Origin of the sequence: Arthrobacter oryzae (assembly GCF_030812315.1) — a bacterium.
Lineage (GTDB): Bacteria > Actinomycetota > Actinomycetes > Actinomycetales > Micrococcaceae > Arthrobacter > Arthrobacter oryzae_B.
This window is the reverse complement of sequence record NZ_JAUSSM010000011.1, coordinates 1-18,613: the sequence shown is the minus strand read 5'-3', so window position 1 is coordinate 18,613 and position 18,613 is coordinate 1. Positions and strand designations below refer to the sequence as shown.

Here is an 18,613-nt window from a genome sequence, read left to right as displayed (position 1 = left end):
GGAGAAAAGTCATGTCCACCTACAGCCAGCTCTTCAGTGCAACCCCGATCGTCCGTTCCGCACCTGCCAAAGCATCCATCGGCAACTGGCCCGACCCCATGAACGCACGCATCGGTTGGTGGCCCAACACCATGAAAGCATCCATCGGCAACTGGCCCGACCCGATGAACCCCGGCCCCATGAACGCACGCATCGGCTGGTGGCCCAACACCATGAAGGCATCCATCGGCAACTGGCCCGACCCGATGAACCGGGCCGGCTCGGCGGCCGGCCGCTGACCCGGGACCGGTCCGGATGCTCTCCCGCGCCCGTCTGGGGGTGGTACGGGGCAGCATCCGGGCCTTGGGGGTCAGGTTCCAGGGGATGCCTCAGCGGCCGAAGCCAGTTGGTCTTCAAGATGGAAGACCTCGGTCAGCTGGAGGAAGCCTTCGTCCGGGGCGCCGCTGAGCTCCTCGAAGAACGGGGCCATCTCCGCCTGCCAGCGGGAGTTGACCTCCAAGGCTGCCATCCCCGCCCGGGCTGCCTCGAGGTCTTCCGTCTCGAAGTAGCCGATCAGCAGGCCGTCGGCACGAAGGAAGAGCGAATAATTGTGCCAGCCTGTGTCCTTCAGCGCCCGGAGCATCTCCGGCCAGACCTCGGCGTGACGGCGCGCGTATTCGTCGATGAGCCCTGCCTTGACCTGGAGCTGGAAGCAGACACGCTGCAGGCGGGGAGCCCCGGCTGTCATCGGAGCGCCACGTGCCGGTGTTCGATGCCCAGCAGGGACGCCGCGGCCTTGATGTCGGCGGCACGGTGTCCCACGCACAGAGCCCAGTGGTGCCCGATGCCCGTCTGGCTCCACTCGTCCACCCAGAGTCCGGGGTCGCCGCCGAAGTCCACACGGGACGTCGTGTTGCCGATGGCCAGGTGCGGGCCGGGGACCACCTCACCTTCAGAGGTGACGAAGACGTAGCTGCCGTCGCGGTCCTGGCCGAGGCCGAACGTGGTGACGGGTCCGTGCCGGACGTCGAACTCGACCGAGACGCCCCAGCCGCGCTTGCCGTGGTAGACACCTAGGCCCCGCAGCAGCGGGTCCTTCGCGGACACGGCCAGATGTGCCGGGCCGTCGTGCCCCATTTCCACTACATTGTCGACGAAGTTGAGGGCCTGAATTTCAGTAAAGGAGCCGCCGGCCCCGATGGCCTGCGCCGCGAGCATGGCGATGGAGGTCCGCAGCTCATACTCGCCCGCCATCGGGATGCCCCGGGCGGTGAGGATGGAGGAGCCAAGGATCATGCCTGCTCCCAGCCGCTCGTGCTGTTCCCCCGCGAGCCCCCGGTGATAATAGGCAACCGAGTCAAGGTCGAAGTCCTCCACGAGGCGGTCGAGGCCCACCGAGACCTTGGCGCCCCAGGCGAAGTCGTCGTCGTTCACGGAGTCATCCAGCACGAACAGTTCGCGGGCCAGCGCGAGCCGCCCGGCCACTTCCGAATCGGTCACCGCGTTCACCCGTTCGCGCAGGTCGTCGAATTCCAGCACCTCCACGTGGGATCCGAAGGTGGTGGACACGGTGGTCAGATCGGTGGCTACATCCAGCATGCCGGGATAGAGGTGGCCCATGAGCCCGTGCCGGGCGTTCCGAAGCCGGCCGCGGACGCCTGCCGCGTGGACCCATTGGTTGATCCGCTCCCAGGCGGCTTCCTGCTTGAGGTGCCCGGAGACGGAGCGGAAGTCGATCCCTGCCCGGCGGAACACGTTCGCCACCTCAGGCACCGGACACTGCCCGCAGTAGGCAAGCCATTTCCCGGTGTCGAAGTTCGCGTGGTCCATCGCTTCTGTGGGCTGAAGATCGATCACCAGCACGGGCGTCCGGGAACGCTGGGCGATGGGCAGCACCATGGAGGAGGTCAGGTAGGTGGTGAGGAAGATGACGATCAGGTCGCAGTCCGCGATGCGCAGCTTTTCGCTCGCCGCTGCAGCTTCCTGGGCGTCGGAAATGAAACCGGCGTCAATGACATCCGCGTCGAGATCCTGGAAACGGCCGGTGACATACCGTGCTGATTCCTGCAGCTGGGGCAGGAGCTCCGGGAACTGGGGCCAGTAAGCGCCCAGCCCTCCGGACACCAGACCGATGCGGGTGGGGCGGCGCCGGTGCGGCTGCAGGAGCTGGGCGGCGGAGACTTTCTGGTTCATCGCAAGGGGCCTTTCGGAACGGAAAAGGAACCGCGGGAACTGCCGGGCGGGCTGTCAAGGCCCGCCCGGCAGGATCCCGCTCGAGGTCCCGCTGACTGGACGCCGTACCGCTAGAAGTCGTACTTGTCGATGTTCTCGGTGTTGAAGACCGTCGGTGGTCCCACAATCACCAGGCCGCCCTCTTCAACCGTGCGGTCGCCAAGTTCCCCGGCAGTGAACTTGTCGCCCGGCGCTCCCGTGATCTTGCCGTCAGTGAGCGCTTTTCCGGCAAAGGCAGCAATGTAGCCAAGCTGGGCCGGATCCCACAGCGCGAACTCCTTGACGGTTCCGTCCTTGACGAACGGGCGCATTTCATTGGGCAGGCCCAGCCCGGTCAGCGCCACCTTGCCCTTGTAGGCGGACGTGGAGAGGTACCGGGCGGTGGCCGCAATGCCCACCGTGGTGGGCGAAATGATGCCCTTCAGGTTCGGGTGGGCCTGCATCAGGCCCTGGGCTTCCTGGAACGACTTGGTGTCATCGTCATCGCCGTAGACCTTGGCAACGAGTTTGATGTCCTTGTAATCCGGATTGGACTTCAGTTCCTCCTCCATGAACTTGATCCACTCGTTCTGGTTCGTGGCGTTTGCCGTGGCGGACAGGATGGCGATTTCGCCGCTGCCCCCGATCTGCTCGGAGATCAGTTTTGTCTGGATGAGGGCCACATCCTTGGCGACCACCTGGCTGATGAAGACGTCGCGGCAGTCGGGGTTGGCGTCGGAGTCGAAGGCCACGATTTTGGCGCCCGCGGAGCGCGCTTCGCCCAGGGCCGTGCAGACGGCGTCGGGATCGTTCGCGGCAATCACAATGACGTTCGTACCGGCCTGTGTCTCGGCGTTGATGAAGGAAACCTGGCTGGAGGCGGATGCCTCCAGCGGGCCGACCACCTGGGAGGAGGCGAACCCTGCTTCCGTGGCACCCTTTTTGCCGCCGCCCAGGACGACGTCGGTGTAGGGGTTGTTCAGCTGCTTGGGGATGAAGGTGATTTTCTGGTCCCCTCCCGCTGCGGGGCTGGTTCCCCCGCCGGTTCCCCCGCCACCGCCGCCGCAGGCGGTCAGGGCCAGCGCGGCTGCGGCTGTGAGGGCGACAAGACTCGCCAGACGGGGGGCCTGGCCTGTTTTCTTTCGGTTCAACATCATTGTTCTTCCTTTGTTCCTCGTGCGGGTTTGGCTGCTGGTGGGGTTAGCAGGTGAGGTTAGGCAGCAGGTCAGGTCGTGGTGCGGCTGAAGTTTCGGCGGACCCGCCTGGTGTGCCGCCATTCCCTGATGGCGGCTCCGACACTGGGTGCCACCACTGAGAAGATGAGCAGCAGCCCGGTCACGGTGATCAGGACGACGTCGGACACCCGTCCCAGCCGAAGGGCATAGTTGAGCGTGCCGATGAGCAGGACGCCGGCGATAACGCCCGGGATGGATCCCTTGCCGCCGAAGATCGACACACCGCCGAGCAGCACCGCGGCGATGACGGCAAGTTCCAGACCGGAGGCATTGTCGCTGCGGGCGCTGGTGTAGCGCAGCGTCCAATAGATGCCAGCCAGGGCGGCAACGGCCCCTGATCCCACATAGAGCCAGAATTTGCTGCGTGCCACGTTGATTCCCACGAAGGTGGCGGCTTCCTTGCTGTACCCCATCGCAAACAGGCCCCGCCCAAAGGGCGTGAAATGCAGCAGGATGCCGAAGAACAGCATCACAAGAACGACGCCGATCATCACCGTGGGGATGCCGGTGCCGCCGAGCTTGGAGGTGAAGAAGGCGGTCAGGTCCTTCGGGAAGTTGGCCACCGCGTTGTCTCCGATCACCACGAGGGCCAGCCCGCGGAAGAGTGCCAGGGTGCCGATGGTGACCGCGAGCGACGGCAGGCCGAGGACGGCGATGAGGAAGCCGTTGAACATCCCGGCCGCCACTCCTGCCAGCAGGCTGATGGCGAGTACCAGCCAGATGTCCATCCCGCCTGCCCAGAGCACGCCCATCAGGGCGCTGGTGAGGCCGGCTGTGCTCGCCACGGAGAGGTCTATCTCCCCCGTGATGATGATCAGCGTCATTGGCATTGCGATCAGCAGGACCGGGATAACGTCCAGGAGGAGGAATCCCGTGGTGACCGGCGAGGCAAAACGCGGGATGGCGATGGCCGCATAGATCAGGAACGCGATCAGGGCATAGATGGTGATCGCGTCGCGGCTGGCCAGGATGCGCGCCGCGCCCGTCCGGCCTTTGGGCTCGGACGCGAGCGGTTTGCTGCTGTCCGCAATGGGCCCCGGGGCCGCCGCCGGAGCGTCACTCCGGGGGGTGGTGGTCTCAGACATTCCGGGCCTCGCTTATCCGTAGTTTCTTGGCTGTTCGAAGGCTGGCCACACGGTCGATGATGATGGCCACGAGGATCAGGATGCCCACGATGGCCTGCTGCCAGAACTTGTCCACCCGCAGTGCTGTGAGGGAGCTGGTGATTGTGGTGAGGAGCAGGGCGCCGAGGGCTGCGCCGGCCACTGAGCCGCTGCCGCCAAAGATGGCCACGCCGCCAACTACGGCTGCTGCGACGACGTCGAGCTCCATTCCTGCGCCGGTGGTGGCGCCAACGGAGTTGAAGCGGCTTGCGTAGAGCACACCCGCGAGGCCGGCAAGGGCCCCGTTCGCCAGGAAAGCCAGGAACACCCGCTTGGACACCTTGATGCCAAACACCTTTGCCGCTTCGGGATCTGAACCGATGGCGTAGAGGTCCCGGCCGGGGCGGGTGCCGGACATGTAGACGGCCACTGCGATGACCACGGCGATGGCCAGCAGCGTGATGATGGGAAAGCCCAACACAGTGTCCACGGACAGCGCCCCAAAGGCGTCCGGCCGGTCCCCGGCGAAGTACTGTTTGCCGCCCGCCCACGCGTTGTTCAGCCCCCGGAAGACGTAGAGCGTGCCCAGGGTGATCACCAGGGCGGGCACTTTGGCCACGGTGACCAGCAGGCCATTGAAGGTTCCGAGGAGGGCGCCAAAGGCCATCCCGATTGCCAGGACCGCAATGATCGGCAGATCCGGCATCGCGGCGAAGAGGGACCCGGTTCCGAAGGCGACCAGTCCCAGCATGGAGCCGACGGAAAGATCGATGTTCCGCGTGATGATGAGCAGCGTCTGCCCGGCGGCCAGGATCATGATGATCGTGGCGTTCAGGAGCAGGTCCTTCACGCCCTGGGGTGAGAGGAACAGCGGGTTGTTCAGGTAGGTGATCAGCACCAGCAGGGCCAGGGCGATCAGGACGGGCAGTTCGCGCAACCGCAGCAACGAGGCCAGGGCGCCGCGGCTGCGGCCGGCGCCCGCCGTCGTCGTACCTGTTTTCCTGTTGTCCAGCGCCGAGCTCATTCGGTGACTCCTGTGGAAGATGTGGCCGCGTGCATGACGGATTCGGGGTTTGCCTCGGCGCGGCTCAGGTGGGCGGTGATCCGGCCCTCCCGCATCACCAGGACACGGTCTGCCATGCCGAGGACCTCGGGAAGTTCGGACGAGATCATCAGGATCGCGATTCCGCGGCCGGCAAGGTCCGAGATCAGGCGGTGAACCTCGCTTTTGGTGCCGACGTCAATGCCGCGGGTGGGTTCGTCAATGATCAGCAGCCTGGGGTCGGTGGCCAGCCATTTGGCCAGCACCACCTTTTGCTGGTTGCCGCCGGAGAGTGTGGAGACGGCGTGTTCCTGCGAGCCCGCCTTGACCTGCAGGCGCCGGCTCCATTCCTGGGCGGCGCGGCGCTCTTTGGCGCCGTTGATGAGTCCCGCTGTCACGAATTTGTTGCGGAGGGTGAGCGTGACGTTCCGGGCAACGGACAGGTTCATGACCAGGCCCTGCTTGCGGCGGTCCTCCGGGACGAATCCCAGGCCGGCGGCGATGGCGGCCTGCGGGTCCCGGGGTTTCAGGGGCTTGCCCTCCACCGTGATGTGGCCCGAGTCGTAGGAGTCGATGCCGAATACGGCGCGGGCCACTTCGGTGCGGCCGGCCCCTACCAGCCCGGCCAGGGCCACAATCTCCCCGGCGCGGACCTCGAAACTGATGTCCCGGAAGACGCCGGCGGAACTGATCCCGTCCACGTTCAGGACTGTCTTCCCGATCTCCGCCTCGGTCTTCGGGAACAGCGTGCCGATGTCACGGCCCACCATTTCACGGACAATCCGCTCCACGGTGACGTCGGCCGTCCGGTGGGTGGCGATGTAGCGTCCGTCCCGCATGACCGTGATCCGGTCGCACAGATCGAAAACCTCGTCGAACCGGTGCGAGATGAACAGGATGCCGGTCCCCTTGTCGCGGAGGGCGCGGGCAACCGCGAAGAGCCGGTCCACCTCCACGCCGCTGAGTGCGGCGGTGGGCTCGTCCATGACCAGCACTTTGGCCTCCATGGAGATGGCTTTTGCGATCTCGATGATCTGCTGATCGGCGATGGACAGTCCCTCCGCCACACGGGAGGGATCGATTGGCACCCCGAGCCGCTGGAACAGTTCGCTGGCCTGGCGCCGCATTTGCGCGCGGCTGATCAGCCCGGAACGTCCTTTGGGCTGGCGTCCGATGAAGATGTTTTCCGCCACCGTCAGGTCCGGGAACAGTGTGGGTTCCTGGTAAATGACGGAAATGCCGGCGGCCTTGCTCTCCGCCACGTTGCGGAAGTGGACGGGCTCGCCGCTGAGCCTGAAGTCTCCGGAGTCGGGGTTGTGAAGGCCGGCGAGGATCTTCACGAGGGTGGATTTCCCGGCGCCGTTCTCGCCGACGAGTGCATGGATCTCCCCTGGCCGGATTTCGACGGTGCCGTCAGCAAGCGCGACCACCGGGCCGAAGGTTTTGGCCGCGTGGGTGAGTGAGAGGACCGCCTGTTCCTGCTTTTTCCCGGATTCTGCCGGTTCGACGTTGGAGATCTGCTGCATAAAATAAACCGCACCTTTGGGGTTTGCTGAGCTAAGAAATGAATCGTTTCATTGACCTGTGATTTGAATCATAGGCTCCTCATGTGGCGTCGTCAATAGAGGCCTTCGGGGCTTTGGCGGATTGTGATTGATTCGTTTCAATAGCCGGGCTGCAGGAACATCCGCCGCGACGGTTTCGTCGCGGACGGCGCCCCGGCGGCGAGCGCCGCCGCCGTCGTCGTCGTGCTTCAACGCGGCCCCGCTGTTAACCCAACCTTCTACTCCGCGTCATTCCCGCTCCCCCGTTAGGCAACGCGGCCCCCGCACCGTGGAGGGGTGAGGATCGCAATTGTTGCCGAATCATTCCTGCCACTGATGAACGGGGTTACGCACTCCATCCTTCGGGTGCTAGAGCATCTGCAGGAACGGGGCGATGACGTCATGGTGATCGCCCCGTCGACGCAGGACACAGAGGTCCTGGATGTGGTGCACGGCGCGTTCGTGCACAGGCTTCCGTCGGTGCCGCTGGCCGGGTACACGAACGTGCGGGTGGCGTTGGGCGGTGTGAACCGGGTCAAGAGAATCCTTGCCGATTACGCGCCGGACGTTGTCCACCTCGCGTCCCCGTTCGTGCTCGGCTGGCGGGCGGTGCAGGCGGCACACCAGCTGGGGATCCCTACTGTGGCCATCTACCAGACCGAGGTTCCCAGTTATGCGGCGCGCTACGGGGTGCCGTTCATGGAGAACTGGGCCTGGAACCGGGTGGAGAACATCCACCTGCTGGCTTCCCGGACGCTGGTGCCGTCCACTTTCGCGCTGAACCAGTTGCGCGGCCGTGGTGTACTGCGGGTGGACATGTGGCGGCGCGGTGTGGATACCGCGCGCTTTGCGCCGGGAAAGCGCGACGACGGGTGGCGGGCCTCCGTGGCCCCTGGCGGCGAGCGGATCATCGGCTACGTGGGCCGGCTTGCCGTTGAAAAGCAGGTGGAGGACCTGGCCGTGCTGGCCGACGTACCGGGCACCAGGCTGGTGATCGTCGGCGACGGCCCCCAGCGGGAGGCGCTGCAGGAAGCACTGCCGAACGCCGTGTTTGCGGGTTTCCTGGGCGGCGAGGAGCTGGCTAGGGCCGTGGCGTCCTTCGACCTGTTCGTGCATCCCGGCGAGTTCGAAACCTTCTGCCAGACCATCCAGGAGGCCATGGCATCGGGCGTGCCGGTGGTGGCCACAGGGCGCGGCGGCCCGCTGGACCTGGTGGAGAATTCCCGGACGGGCTGGCTGTACAAACCCGGCGACCTGGCCGGGCTGCGTGCACACGTCATGGACCTGATGGGCGACGACGCCAAGCGCCGTGCGTTCGCAGCGGCAGCGCACGCCTCGGTCCAGGGGCGGACGTGGCCGGCGTTGAGTGCGGAGCTGGTGCGCCACTACCGGGCGGTGATGGCCGGTGAACCGGTGGTGGAGCCCGTGCACAGTGAAAGCCGCCGCGTTCCGGTGGTTGCGCCGCTGGCTACGCCTGTTCAAACCAAACGAGGAGTGTCCCTGTGAGAATTTCCGTGATCGGCTGCGGCTACCTCGGTGCCGTGCACGCAGCAACCCTGGCGTCGATGGGCCACACAGTGGTGGGCATCGACGTCGACGCGGCCAAGGTGGACCAGCTGGCCCGCGGCTTCGCCCCGTTCTTCGAGCCGGGACTGGACGAGCTCCTGCAGGACGGCCGGGCCAGCGGCCGGCTCACCTTCTCCACGGCTTTCGCTGACGCGGCCGGCGCGCAGGTACACTTCCTCTGCGTGGGCACACCGCAGTCCAAAACGTCCGACGGCGCCGACCTCAGCTACCTGGTGTCCGCCACCGAAAGCCTTCTTCCGCATCTGGCCCGGCGCTCCGCCGTCGTGGGTAAGTCAACGGTCCCGGTGGGGACGGTCGAGATGCTGGCCGGCCTGCTGTCCGGACGCCCGGACGTGCTGCTGGGCTGGAACCCGGAGTTCCTGCGGCAGGGCACCGCGGTGAAGGATTCGCTGGTGCCGGACCGCCTGGTTTACGGCGTACCGGGCGGGAAGGCTGCAGCGTTAGACGGCACAAGCGGGGCCGGCCGCGGCGTGACGGCGGCGATGGATGCCGTCTACGAGCCGCTGCTGCGCGCCGGGATTCCGCGGCTGGTGTGCAACTTCGCCACAGCGGAGCTGATCAAGTCGGCGTCGAACGCGTATCTGGCCACGAAAGTCAGCTTCATCAACGCGATGGCCGAGCTGTGCGATGCCTCCGGCGCGGACGTCACCGAACTGGGTGAGGCGATGGGCATGGACCCGCGGATCGGCGGCCGGTATCTGCATGCCGGGCTGGGGTTCGGCGGCGGCTGCCTGCCCAAGGACATCCGCAGTTTCCGGGCTCAGGCTGCAGCCCTCGGAGTGGGTTCGGTGGACGAGTGGATGGGCGTGGTGGATGCCATCAACCTGGGCCAGCGGCAGCGGACCGTGGAGATCGCCGCCGAGCTGTGCGGCGGCTACCTGGCCGGCCGGACGGTGACGGTGCTGGGGGCTGCGTTCAAGCCGGCAACCGACGACATCCGCGACTCCCCCGCCCTGGACGTCGCCCTGCAACTGGCCGCTGCCGGCGCCCATGTGACGGTGACTGATCCGAAGGCGATCAACAACGCGTGGATGCGGTACCCGCAGCTGCGGTTCGAGAAATGCACGGACCGCGCCCTCGAGGGCGCCGAGCTGGTGTTACTGCTGACTGAATGGGACGAATACCGTTCGCTGTCTCCGGCGGTTGCGGGCGCGCTGGTACGACGCCGGACGGTGCTGGACGCGCGCAATGTGCTGGACGCTGCAGCTTGGCGGGCGGCGGGCTGGACCGTGAGGGGGCTCGGGACGGGGGCCAACGCGGTGATGGATGTTCCCTCGGCCAGCAGGGCGTAACTGTCCGGATCGTTCGCGGCGGGGCGCGGGCCATGCCGTTCACTATCGAGGCGGCAACACACTCAGCGGTAAGATTCACGGGAGCCGGGCGATCACCCTCTCCCGAGGCGGTGATCCCGCGGCACCCTGATGTTTTGCCGGACGGCGGGAGGGTCAATGGTGATCACGGTTGTTGTTATCGACATGCAGAATGCCTACTTTGAGGATCCTGCCCTGGGCCGGCGCAAGGATGAACTCGTCGAGGCCTGCAACGCACTCATGGATGCGGCCCGCCGCAGCGGCGCAAAAGTCCTGCTGGTGAAGACGGAACACGAACGCGACAAATCGACCTGGACGCTCAACATGCTTGAGGACGACCAAGGCTTCATTTTTCGGGGCTCGGAGCAGGCGGACTTCGTCCCAGGTCTCGTGACGGCCGGCTTGCCCCAACTGGTCAAGACCCGGGACAGTGCCTTTCTGGGAACCGACCTCCTGTGGCGACTGCGGAACTGGGAGTCGGACACGATTGTGCTCGCCGGGGTGTCCACGCACAACTGTGTCGCCCAGACCGGCGCCGATGCGTTCGGGCACAACATCCGCGTCATTTATGCCACGGATGCCACTGGCTCGGAGGATCGCGAATCCGCAGAGGCGCTGCTGTCAATACTGTCCAAGGAGTACCGCCAAGAAGCACTCAGCCTTCCGCAGATTGAGGCCCTACTCGACGGGCCCCAGCGTTGAGACTTCAGTTTTCCATATGACAAGCGGTTCTGGTCTTCGCCCTCTATGATGTGCGGAGGGGAGGACATTCTATGAAGAAATTGCGGTCTCACGTGGTCTTTAGGGTCCTGTGATGGTGGTGCACGAAAGCCAGGAACCAAGGACCTTCTCGGGCACTGATTATCAGGCCATCATCGATTCACTTCCGGACGCCCTGCTGGTGCTTGCCCAGAACGGCACCATCATCCTTATCAACGCCGCGGCCGAGTGTCTTTTCGGTTACTCCCGCCAGGAACTTGTCGGTGGGGACCACCGGGTCATTCTTGCCGAGGGATACCGCATGGGCTTCCAGCGCCTGTTCAAGCTTCTCCGAACGGAACAGGCATCCGCATACAGCTCGCCGTTCGAGGCGTACGGTCTCAGGAAAGACGGCACGGAATTCAAGGGCGAGATCGCATGCGCTCTCCTGGAAACGGCCGCGGGCCTGTGCATGTCTGTGTCGGTCCGGGCCATGCAGCATCGTGAGGAACCCGACGACGGGCTGCGCGAAGCAATGTCCCTGCTCAGCGCCACGCTCGAGTCCACCGCTGACGGCATCCTGGTGGTCGGTACAGATGGCCAGATCGCCGGTGTCAACGAACAGTTCGTGTCCATGTGGGGCATTCCGCGCGAGTTGCTGGCCACACACGACGACGAAGCCGTGATCGGCTATGTGCTCGGGCTCCTGGAGGATCCTCAAGGCTTTCTGGATAAGGTCCACGAGCTCTACTCCCACCCGCTGGCGGAGAGCAACGACATTCTGAAATTCATCGACGGCCGGACCTTCGAACGGTACTCGCGCCCGCAGAAGGTGGCGGATAAGGTGGTGGGTCGCGTGTGGAGCTTCCGCGACGTTACGCCGCGCCTCGCGGCGCAGGACCAGGCAAAGCGGGCCATGGCCGATCTCGCAGAGCAGGCAGCGCAGCTCAAGGCGCTGGCGTTCCAGGACCCGTTGACCGGGCTCGCCAACCGCAAGCTCTTCAACGACCAGCTCGCCGAAGCGCTCCGCGGCGACCGGGCCATCTCCGTGGACGTCCTGCTGCTGGACCTGGACGACTTCAAGGAGGTCAACGACATCCTCGGTCACCATGCCGGCGACGAAATGCTGACGGAGGTGGCACGCAGGCTCCGTTCGTGTGTCCGTCCCGATGACACTGTTGCCCGCCTGGGTGGAGACGAATTCGTGGTGCTGCTGACAGCTTCACCGGAACCGGATGCCGTCGCGGAGCGCATCGTCGCGTCACTAAATGTGCCGATGTGGATTGACGGCACCATGCTGCGGCCCAGCCTCAGCCTGGGCCTGGCTTCGCTGGGCAGCGAGACGGTGGCGGTCTCCGAGCTGCTCCGCCAGGCCGACGTCGCCATGTACGCTGCCAAAGCCGCCGGCAAGAACAGGTACATGCGGTTCGAGCCGGACATGATGACGGCGCTCGTGCAGCGCACGGACATGGAGGCCGGGCTGCGGATGGCTGTCGACAGCGGCCAGATTTTTGTCCACTACCAGCCGGTCATCTCACCACGGCACGGTGATGTAGTCCAGTTCGAGGCGCTGGCCCGTTGGAAACGGGACGGGGAGATGGTGTCGCCCGGACAGTTCATCCCGACGGCGGAGCGCAGCGGGCTGATCTCGGCCATTGGCCTGCAGGTTTTACGGCACAGTTTCACCGAGCTGCAACCGTGGCTTGCTGCCGACGCCACACGCTCCGTAGCCGTCAACGTTTCGGGTGTGCAGCTGAAGGAGTGCAAGTTTGCCGACGACGTTCTGCAGCTGGCAGCCACCTGCGGTGCGGATCCGAGGCAGCTGGTCCTGGAAGTGACGGAGAGCGTCTTCTTCGATCCGGATGTGCATGTGATCCGGCAGTTGGACCTGCTCCGTGACGCCGGAGTACGCGTGGCGCTGGACGATTTCGGCACCGGATACTCCTCGCTTGGGCGGCTGCAGGATCTTCCCGTGGACGCAGTGAAGATAGACCGCTCCTTCGTCTCCATGGTCCGCACCGGTGCCGAGAAGCTGCCCATCCTGAACTCCATGATCAACATGGCCCACAGCCTGGGCCTGACGGTTACTGCGGAAGGCATCGAAACCTCAGCCCAGGCGACTTACCTGACCAATCTGGACTGCGACTCCCTACAGGGGTATCTGTTCTCCCACCCTGAGCCTGAGTCCGGCCTGGAGCTCACGCTGCTGCGCTCAGCCGACGCCATCGACGAGATGCGGGGCGTCCGGCTGGAAGGCTGACCACGCCGACGGGCGACGGGATACGGGGTCGGCGAGGCTACGGGGTCGGCGAGGCGACGGTCCCGGCGCGGTGCGCGGCACTACTCGTCGAGCCCCTCGACCACATCGATTCCGGTCAGGTCGTAACAGGCCTGACGCAGTGCCGCGAGATGCCCCATCGTCTCCGCCGATGCCGGCTGATTGCTGGGATACAGGATCTGGCCCCAGAGGATCCGCGTCGCGATGCCTGATTGGACCCGGATTTCGGGAGGGGCTGCTGCGGTTGCCTCCTCCAAGGCCGCCATGGACTCCTTGGCCGGAACGCTGCCCTCGTTGAGGACCTTGAAGCCTTGTTTCCATGCACTGCAGACCTCGTCAACACTCATAGCGGGAACAGAAGGCACAGACTCCTGATCGCCCGGCGCCGGCCTTTGGACGATGATGTTGGGTGGATCCGAAGACGCTTCGGTGGGCTGCTCAAGACCCTGCGCCGGTTCGGAAGAAGGAGCGGAGACCGGTTCGGATGCAGCGGTGGACGACGCCGCCGCCGCCACCGGCAGTGAGCACCCAACCAGCCCCAATGCGGTAGCGATAGCCAGCGCAGCGATGAACTTCTTCATGGTTCCCCCTCATAGCGAATGACATCACGCTATGGGGGGCCAGGGGCAAGCGGAACGGAGGCTGGGCGCTATGTGGATATCCCGGCTCGGGAAGCGCACGCTCTGCCCGTAGGCCTAGAGGTCGGACCACAGCGGGGTTAATGTCGCTGGTCGATCTTGTCCGTGCTGACGAGTGCTTCACTTCGATCCCACAGCTGCCGCGCTAGCTGGGCGTCGTAGGCCTGCTTGTTGGCTTTGGCCATCGCCCGCTTGGCATAGTACGCACCGGAGACCCAGTCCTGCCCGGGCGTGGTGGTGGCGAGCCAGACGAGAGTATCGGCCCCCTGCTCCGGGGTGAGCATGAACCGTTTGATGAATGTCTTGTAGGCGAACCGGAACCAGCTGGTCGATTCCGCCGCGAAGTTGGTGGCCACGCCGCCGGGGTGGAAGGCGGCCGTGGAGAGGCCGGCAGCGTTGTACCGGTGGTGCAGTTCAGTGGTGAACAGGATGTTTTCGAGCTTGGCAGTGCCGTATGCCTTGTTGGTGGAATACTTGGCTGCGGCGTCAAGATCATCGATATCCACGTACCCGAACGCGTTTGCCGCGCTCGACGTGTTGATCACGGTCGCATTGCTGGCCGTCAGGACGTCCATCAGCTCGTTGGTCAACAGGAACGGTCCCAGGTGGTTCACCTGGAAAGTCTTCTCGTGGCCGTCCACGGTCAGCTCTCGCCTGCCCATGATCCCGCCGGCATTGTTCGCCAGGACGTCGATTCGCGGGTACTTCTCCCTCAGCTGCGCGGCGAGCGTGCGCACCTGGGACAGATCAGCGAAGTCGCTGACGAAATAATCAGCGCCGATCTCTTCCGCCACCGCCTGGGTCTTTTCCGCGGAACGGCCGACGACGACGACCCGCTCCCCTGCCTTCGCCAGCGTCCGTGCACCGGAGGCTCCAATGCCGTCGCTCGCTCCGGTTATGACGATGGTCCGTGCAGCCATGAAGTGTCTCCCAGTCAATGGTGGAGCATGCCGATGCCCGGCGTACCGAAGCCCGATCAGTACAACGAGGGTGGCGCCGCTGGTGTTCCGAGCATGCTCTCTCACTTCCTGGGTGAAAAATCCGCGACGCTCTCTCACTTCCGGGGTGAAATTCACCGACGCTCTCTCACTTCCTGGGTGAAATTCGTGGATGCTCTCTCACTTCCTGGGTGAAATTCACCGATGCTCTCTCAGTTTGTGCTGAATTACGACGGCGGTGTGGGGCTTGGGTGCCGCTGGCCGGTCTTTTGCGGGAAGTGAGAGAGGGTCTGCCCGGAGCGTGCAGGAAGTGCGAGAGCGTCTCGGTTTTCACTGCATGAAGTGCAGAGCGTCCGCCCGGGAACGTGCAGGAAGTGCGGGAGGGTGCGCGTTTGGCTGCAGGATGTGCGAGAGCGTCCGCCCTGGAACGTGCAGGTTGTGGGATTGGGTCGCTGTGGGGTGTGTTTGGGTGGTTAAAGTGGGAGAGCCCCGACCAGTTGCCTGGTTGGGGCTCTCGACCTAATGGTTGTCCGGCGGTGACCTACTCTCCCACACCCTCCCGGGTGCAGTACCATCGGCGCTGTGGGTCTTAGCTTCCGGGTTCGGAATGGGACCGGGCGTTTCCCCCACGCTATGACCGCCGTAACCCTTTGACCCGGACCCCCGTGTGTGCGGGGGTTGGGAAATCTGTGGTTACAACATTAGTGGTGTTGTTATTTAGTTGTGGTTTTGTTCCCTGCAACAAGCCGTGTAACGGGTTTGTTGTTTGGGAACCACATAGTGGACGCAAGCAGTCTTGTTTCTTTGTACCGCCCCCTGGGTGCGAACCCCTTTTGAATGGGTTTGCGGGGGTGGTGTGTGGTGTAAGTTATCGGCCTATTAGTACCGGTCAGCTTCACGAGTCGTTAGTCCTCGCTTCCACATCCGGCCTATCAACCCAGTGGTCTGGCTGGGGGCCTCTCACACACAAGGTGTATGGAAATCTCATCTCGAAGCGAGCTTCCCGCTTAGATGCTTTCAGCGGTTATCCCATCCGAACGTAGCTAATCAGCGGTGCACTTGGCAGTACAACTGACACACCAGAGGTTCGTCCGTCCCGGTCCTCTCGTACTAAGGACAGCCCTTCTCAAATTTCCTGCGCGCGCAGCGGATAGGGACCGAACTGTCTCACGACGTTCTAAACCCAGCTCGCGTACCGCTTTAATGGGCGAACAGCCCAACCCTTGGGACCTACTCCAGCCCCAGGATGCGACGAGCCGACATCGAGGTGCCAAACCATGCCGTCGATATGGACTCTTGGGCAAGATCAGCCTGTTATCCCCGAGGTACCTTTTATCCGTTGAGCGACGGCCATTCCACAATGTACCGCCGGATCACTAGTCCCGACTTTCGTCCCTGCTCGAGATGTCTCTCTCACAGTCAAGCTCCCTTGTGCACTTACACTCGACACCTGATTGCCAACCAGGCTGAGGGAACCTTTGGGCGCCTCCGTTACTTTTTAGGAGGCAACCGCCCCAGTTAAACTACCCATCAGGCACTGTCCCTGACCCGGATTACGGGCCGAAGTTAGATGTCCAAAGTGACCAGAGTGGTATTTCAACGATGACTCCACCCGAACTGGCGTCCGGGCTTCAACGTCTCCCACCTATCCTACACAAGCCACTCCGAACACCAATACCAAACTATAGTAAAGGTCTCGGGGTCTTTCCGTCCTGCTGCGCGTAACGAGCATCTTTACTCGTACTGCAATTTCGCCGAGTTTATGGTTGAGACAGCGGGGAAGTCGTTACTCCATTCGTGCAGGTCGGAACTTACCCGACAAGGAATTTCGCTACCTTAGGATGGTTATAGTTACCACCGCCGTTTACTGGGGCTTAAATTCTCAGCTTCGCCTTGCGGCTAACCGGTCCTCTTAACCTTCCAGCACCGGGCAGGAGTCAGTCCGTATACATCGTCTTGCGACTTCGCACGGACCTGTGTTTTTAGTAAACAGTCGCTTCCCCCTGGTCTCTGCGGCCCCGATCCCCTCCGGACAGCATGTGTCCATCAAGGTTGGGGCCCCCCTTCTCCCGAAGTTACGGGGGCATTTTGCCGAGTTCCTTAACCATAATTCTCTCGATCGCCTTAGTATTCTCTACCTGATCACCTGTGTCGGTTTGGGGTACGGGCGGCTAAAACCTCGCGTCGATGCTTTTCTAGGCAGCATAGGATCACCGAATCCCCCCTACGGGGGTCCCGTCAGGTCTCAGGCATCATGAACGGCGGATTTGCCTACCGTTCGCCCTACATCCTTGGACCGGGACAACCATCGCCCGGCTCGGCTACCTTCCTGCGTCACACCTGTTAATACGCTTACCTCCCAGGATCAGGTCCCGCGCTCCACCAAAACCCTTCACCCACAAGGGGTGTCGGGCAGGTCTCGGGCGGTTAGTATCCCCTGTTCAGCATGGGCGGTTTTTCGCCGGTACGGGAATATCAACCCGTTGTCCATCGACTACGCCTGTCGGCCTCGCCTTAGGTCCCGACTTACCCAGGGCAGATTAGCTTGACCCTGGAACCCTTGATCATTCGGCGGACGGGTTTCTCACCCGTCTTTCGCTACTCATGCCTGCATTCTCACTCGTGTAGGCTCCACCGCTGGTTTACACCGCGACTTCACTGCCCACACGACGCTCCCCTACCCATCCACACTCCTGAACCAACCCCACAAGGAGGCGGCTTGGATAAAATGTGAATGCCACAACTTCGGCGGTGTACTTGAGCCCCGCTACATTGTCGGCGCGGAATCACTTGACCAGTGAGCTATTACGCACTCTTTTAAGGATGGCTGCTTCTAAGCCAACCTCCTGGTTGTCTTCGCAACTCCACATCCTTTCCCACTTAGCACACGCTTAGGGGCCTTAGTTGGTGGTCTGGGCTGTTTCCCTCTCGACTATGAAGCTTATCCCCCACAGTCTCACTGCTGCGCTCTCACTTACCGGCATTCGGAGTTTGGCTGACGTCAGTAACCTTGTAGGGCCCATTAGCCATCCAGTAGCTCTACCTCCGGTAAGAAACACGCAACGCTGCACCTAAATGCATTTCGGGGAGAACCAGCTATCACGAAGTTTGATTGGCCTTTCACCCCTACCCACAGCTCATCCCCTCCATTTTCAACTGAAGTGGGTTCGGTCCTCCACGACGTCTTACCGTCGCTTCAACCTGGCCATGGGTAGATCACTTCGCTTCGGGTCTAGATCACGCCACTGCAACGCCCTATTCAGACTCGCTTTCGCTACGGCTGCCCCACACGGGTTAACCTCGCGACGTAACACTAACTCGCAGGCTCATTCTTCAAAAGGCACGCCGTCACAGTAACTTGCGATAAATCGCGACTGCTCCGACGGATTGTAAGCACACGGTTTCAGGTACTGTTTCACTCCCCTCCCGGGGTACTTTTCACCTTTCCCTCACGGTACTGGTCCGCTATCGGTCATTAGGGAGTATTTAGGCTTATCAGGTGGTCCTGACAGATTCGCACGGGATTTCTCGGGCCCCGTGCTACTTGGGATACTTCCCAGGCGGTACACAACATTTCAGTTACGGGGCTCACACCCTCTCTGGCCGGCCTTTCAAGACCGTTCACCTATGCCTGTACTACTCACCTCACCAGTCCGGCAGAACTGGAACGGGAAGTCCCGCAACCCCGACCATGCAACGCCCGCCGGCTATCACACATGGAACGGTTTAGCCTGATCCGCGTTCGCTCGCCACTACTAACGGAATCACTATTGTTTTCTCTTCCTGCGGGTACTGAGATGTTTCACTTCCCCGCGTTCCCTCCACGCACCCTATGTGTTCAGATGCGGGTCACCAGGCAGCTCGCGCCCCTGGCGGGGTTTCCCCATTCGGACACCCTGGGATCACAGTCCGGTTATCGACTCCCCCAGGCTTATCGCAGATTCCTACGTCCTTCTTCGGCTCCTAATGCCAAGGCATCCACCGTGTGCTCTTAAAAACTTGACCACAAAAGATCAAAAAACTAATTTTCGAGAGAACCACAGAAACCA

Annotated in this window: 13 protein-coding genes and 2 rRNA genes; 5 read left to right on the top strand and 10 right to left on the bottom strand. The window is 63.2% G+C overall.

The genetic code is table 11. The features are described 5' to 3' along the window. Positions 1–11: 11 nt before the first annotated feature. The gene (locus J2S97_RS19335) at positions 12–278 is read left to right on the top strand and encodes a hypothetical protein (protein ID WP_307051561.1); all 267 of its coding nucleotides are present in this window, start codon (positions 12–14) and stop codon (positions 276–278) included. Positions 279–349: 71 nt separating this feature from the next. Here the strand turns inward: J2S97_RS19335 and J2S97_RS19330 are convergent, their stop codons facing one another. From J2S97_RS19330 to J2S97_RS19305, 6 genes are all read right to left on the bottom strand, one after another. Next, positions 350–727 (bottom strand): L-rhamnose mutarotase, encoded by a 378-nt coding sequence (locus J2S97_RS19330; RefSeq protein ID WP_307051560.1) that lies wholly within the window; start codon positions 725–727, stop codon positions 350–352. After that, the gene (locus tag J2S97_RS19325; RefSeq protein ID WP_307051559.1) at positions 724–2,172 is read right to left on the bottom strand and encodes an L-fucose/L-arabinose isomerase family protein; all 1,449 of its coding nucleotides are present in this window, start codon (positions 2,170–2,172) and stop codon (positions 724–726) included. The genes J2S97_RS19330 and J2S97_RS19325 overlap by 4 nt, the downstream gene beginning before the upstream one ends. 110 nt (positions 2,173–2,282) lie before the next feature. Continuing rightward, positions 2,283–3,347 (bottom strand): rhamnose ABC transporter substrate-binding protein, encoded by a 1,065-nt coding sequence (rhaS, locus tag J2S97_RS19320; protein WP_307051558.1) that lies wholly within the window; start codon positions 3,345–3,347, stop codon positions 2,283–2,285. Positions 3,348–3,415: 68 nt separating this feature from the next. Beyond that, a complete protein-coding gene (locus tag J2S97_RS19315) occupies positions 3,416–4,510 on the bottom strand; it encodes an ABC transporter permease (protein ID WP_307051557.1) in 1,095 nt (364 codons plus the stop codon). Next, positions 4,503–5,552 (bottom strand): ABC transporter permease, encoded by a 1,050-nt coding sequence (locus tag J2S97_RS19310; RefSeq protein WP_307051556.1) that lies wholly within the window; start codon positions 5,550–5,552, stop codon positions 4,503–4,505. The genes J2S97_RS19315 and J2S97_RS19310 overlap by 8 nt, the downstream gene beginning before the upstream one ends. Beyond that, positions 5,549–7,096 (bottom strand): sugar ABC transporter ATP-binding protein, encoded by a 1,548-nt coding sequence (locus J2S97_RS19305; protein WP_307051555.1) that lies wholly within the window; start codon positions 7,094–7,096, stop codon positions 5,549–5,551. The genes J2S97_RS19310 and J2S97_RS19305 overlap by 4 nt, the downstream gene beginning before the upstream one ends. A gap of 315 nt (positions 7,097–7,411) precedes the next feature. Between J2S97_RS19305 and J2S97_RS19300 the strand changes: the two genes are divergently transcribed. The 4 genes from J2S97_RS19300 to J2S97_RS19285 all read left to right on the top strand — a co-directional run bounded on the left by J2S97_RS19300 (position 7,412) and on the right by J2S97_RS19285 (position 12,970). Beyond that, entirely contained in the window at positions 7,412–8,620 is a 1,209-nt protein-coding gene (locus J2S97_RS19300; protein ID WP_307051554.1) for a glycosyltransferase family 4 protein, read from the top strand. Beyond that, positions 8,617–9,993, top strand: coding sequence for a UDP-glucose dehydrogenase family protein (locus J2S97_RS19295; protein WP_307051553.1), 1,377 nt, complete (start codon positions 8,617–8,619; stop codon positions 9,991–9,993). Before J2S97_RS19300 ends, J2S97_RS19295 begins: the two co-directional genes overlap by 4 nt. Positions 9,994–10,152: 159 nt before the next feature. Further along, the gene (locus J2S97_RS19290; protein ID WP_307051646.1) at positions 10,153–10,713 is read left to right on the top strand and encodes a cysteine hydrolase family protein; all 561 of its coding nucleotides are present in this window, start codon (positions 10,153–10,155) and stop codon (positions 10,711–10,713) included. A 112-nt stretch (positions 10,714–10,825) separates the two neighbouring features. Beyond that, on the top strand, positions 10,826–12,970 hold the full coding sequence (locus tag J2S97_RS19285) for a putative bifunctional diguanylate cyclase/phosphodiesterase (protein WP_307051552.1): 2,145 nt from the start codon (positions 10,826–10,828) through the stop codon (positions 12,968–12,970). 80 nt (positions 12,971–13,050) lie between these two features. Here the strand turns inward: J2S97_RS19285 and J2S97_RS19280 are convergent, their stop codons facing one another. The 4 genes from J2S97_RS19280 to J2S97_RS19265 all read right to left on the bottom strand — a co-directional run bounded on the left by J2S97_RS19280 (position 13,051) and on the right by J2S97_RS19265 (position 18,569). Continuing rightward, positions 13,051–13,569, bottom strand: coding sequence for a hypothetical protein (locus tag J2S97_RS19280; RefSeq protein ID WP_307051551.1), 519 nt, complete (start codon positions 13,567–13,569; stop codon positions 13,051–13,053). Positions 13,570–13,706: 137 nt separating this feature from the next. Beyond that, positions 13,707–14,546, bottom strand: a complete 840-nt coding sequence (locus J2S97_RS19275; protein ID WP_307051550.1) for an SDR family NAD(P)-dependent oxidoreductase — start codon at positions 14,544–14,546, stop codon at positions 13,707–13,709. A gap of 546 nt (positions 14,547–15,092) precedes the next feature. Then, positions 15,093–15,209, bottom strand: a 5S ribosomal RNA gene (gene rrf / locus J2S97_RS19270). Positions 15,210–15,422: 213 nt separating this feature from the next. Then, positions 15,423–18,569, bottom strand: a 23S ribosomal RNA gene (locus tag J2S97_RS19265). Positions 18,570–18,613 lie beyond the last annotated feature (44 nt).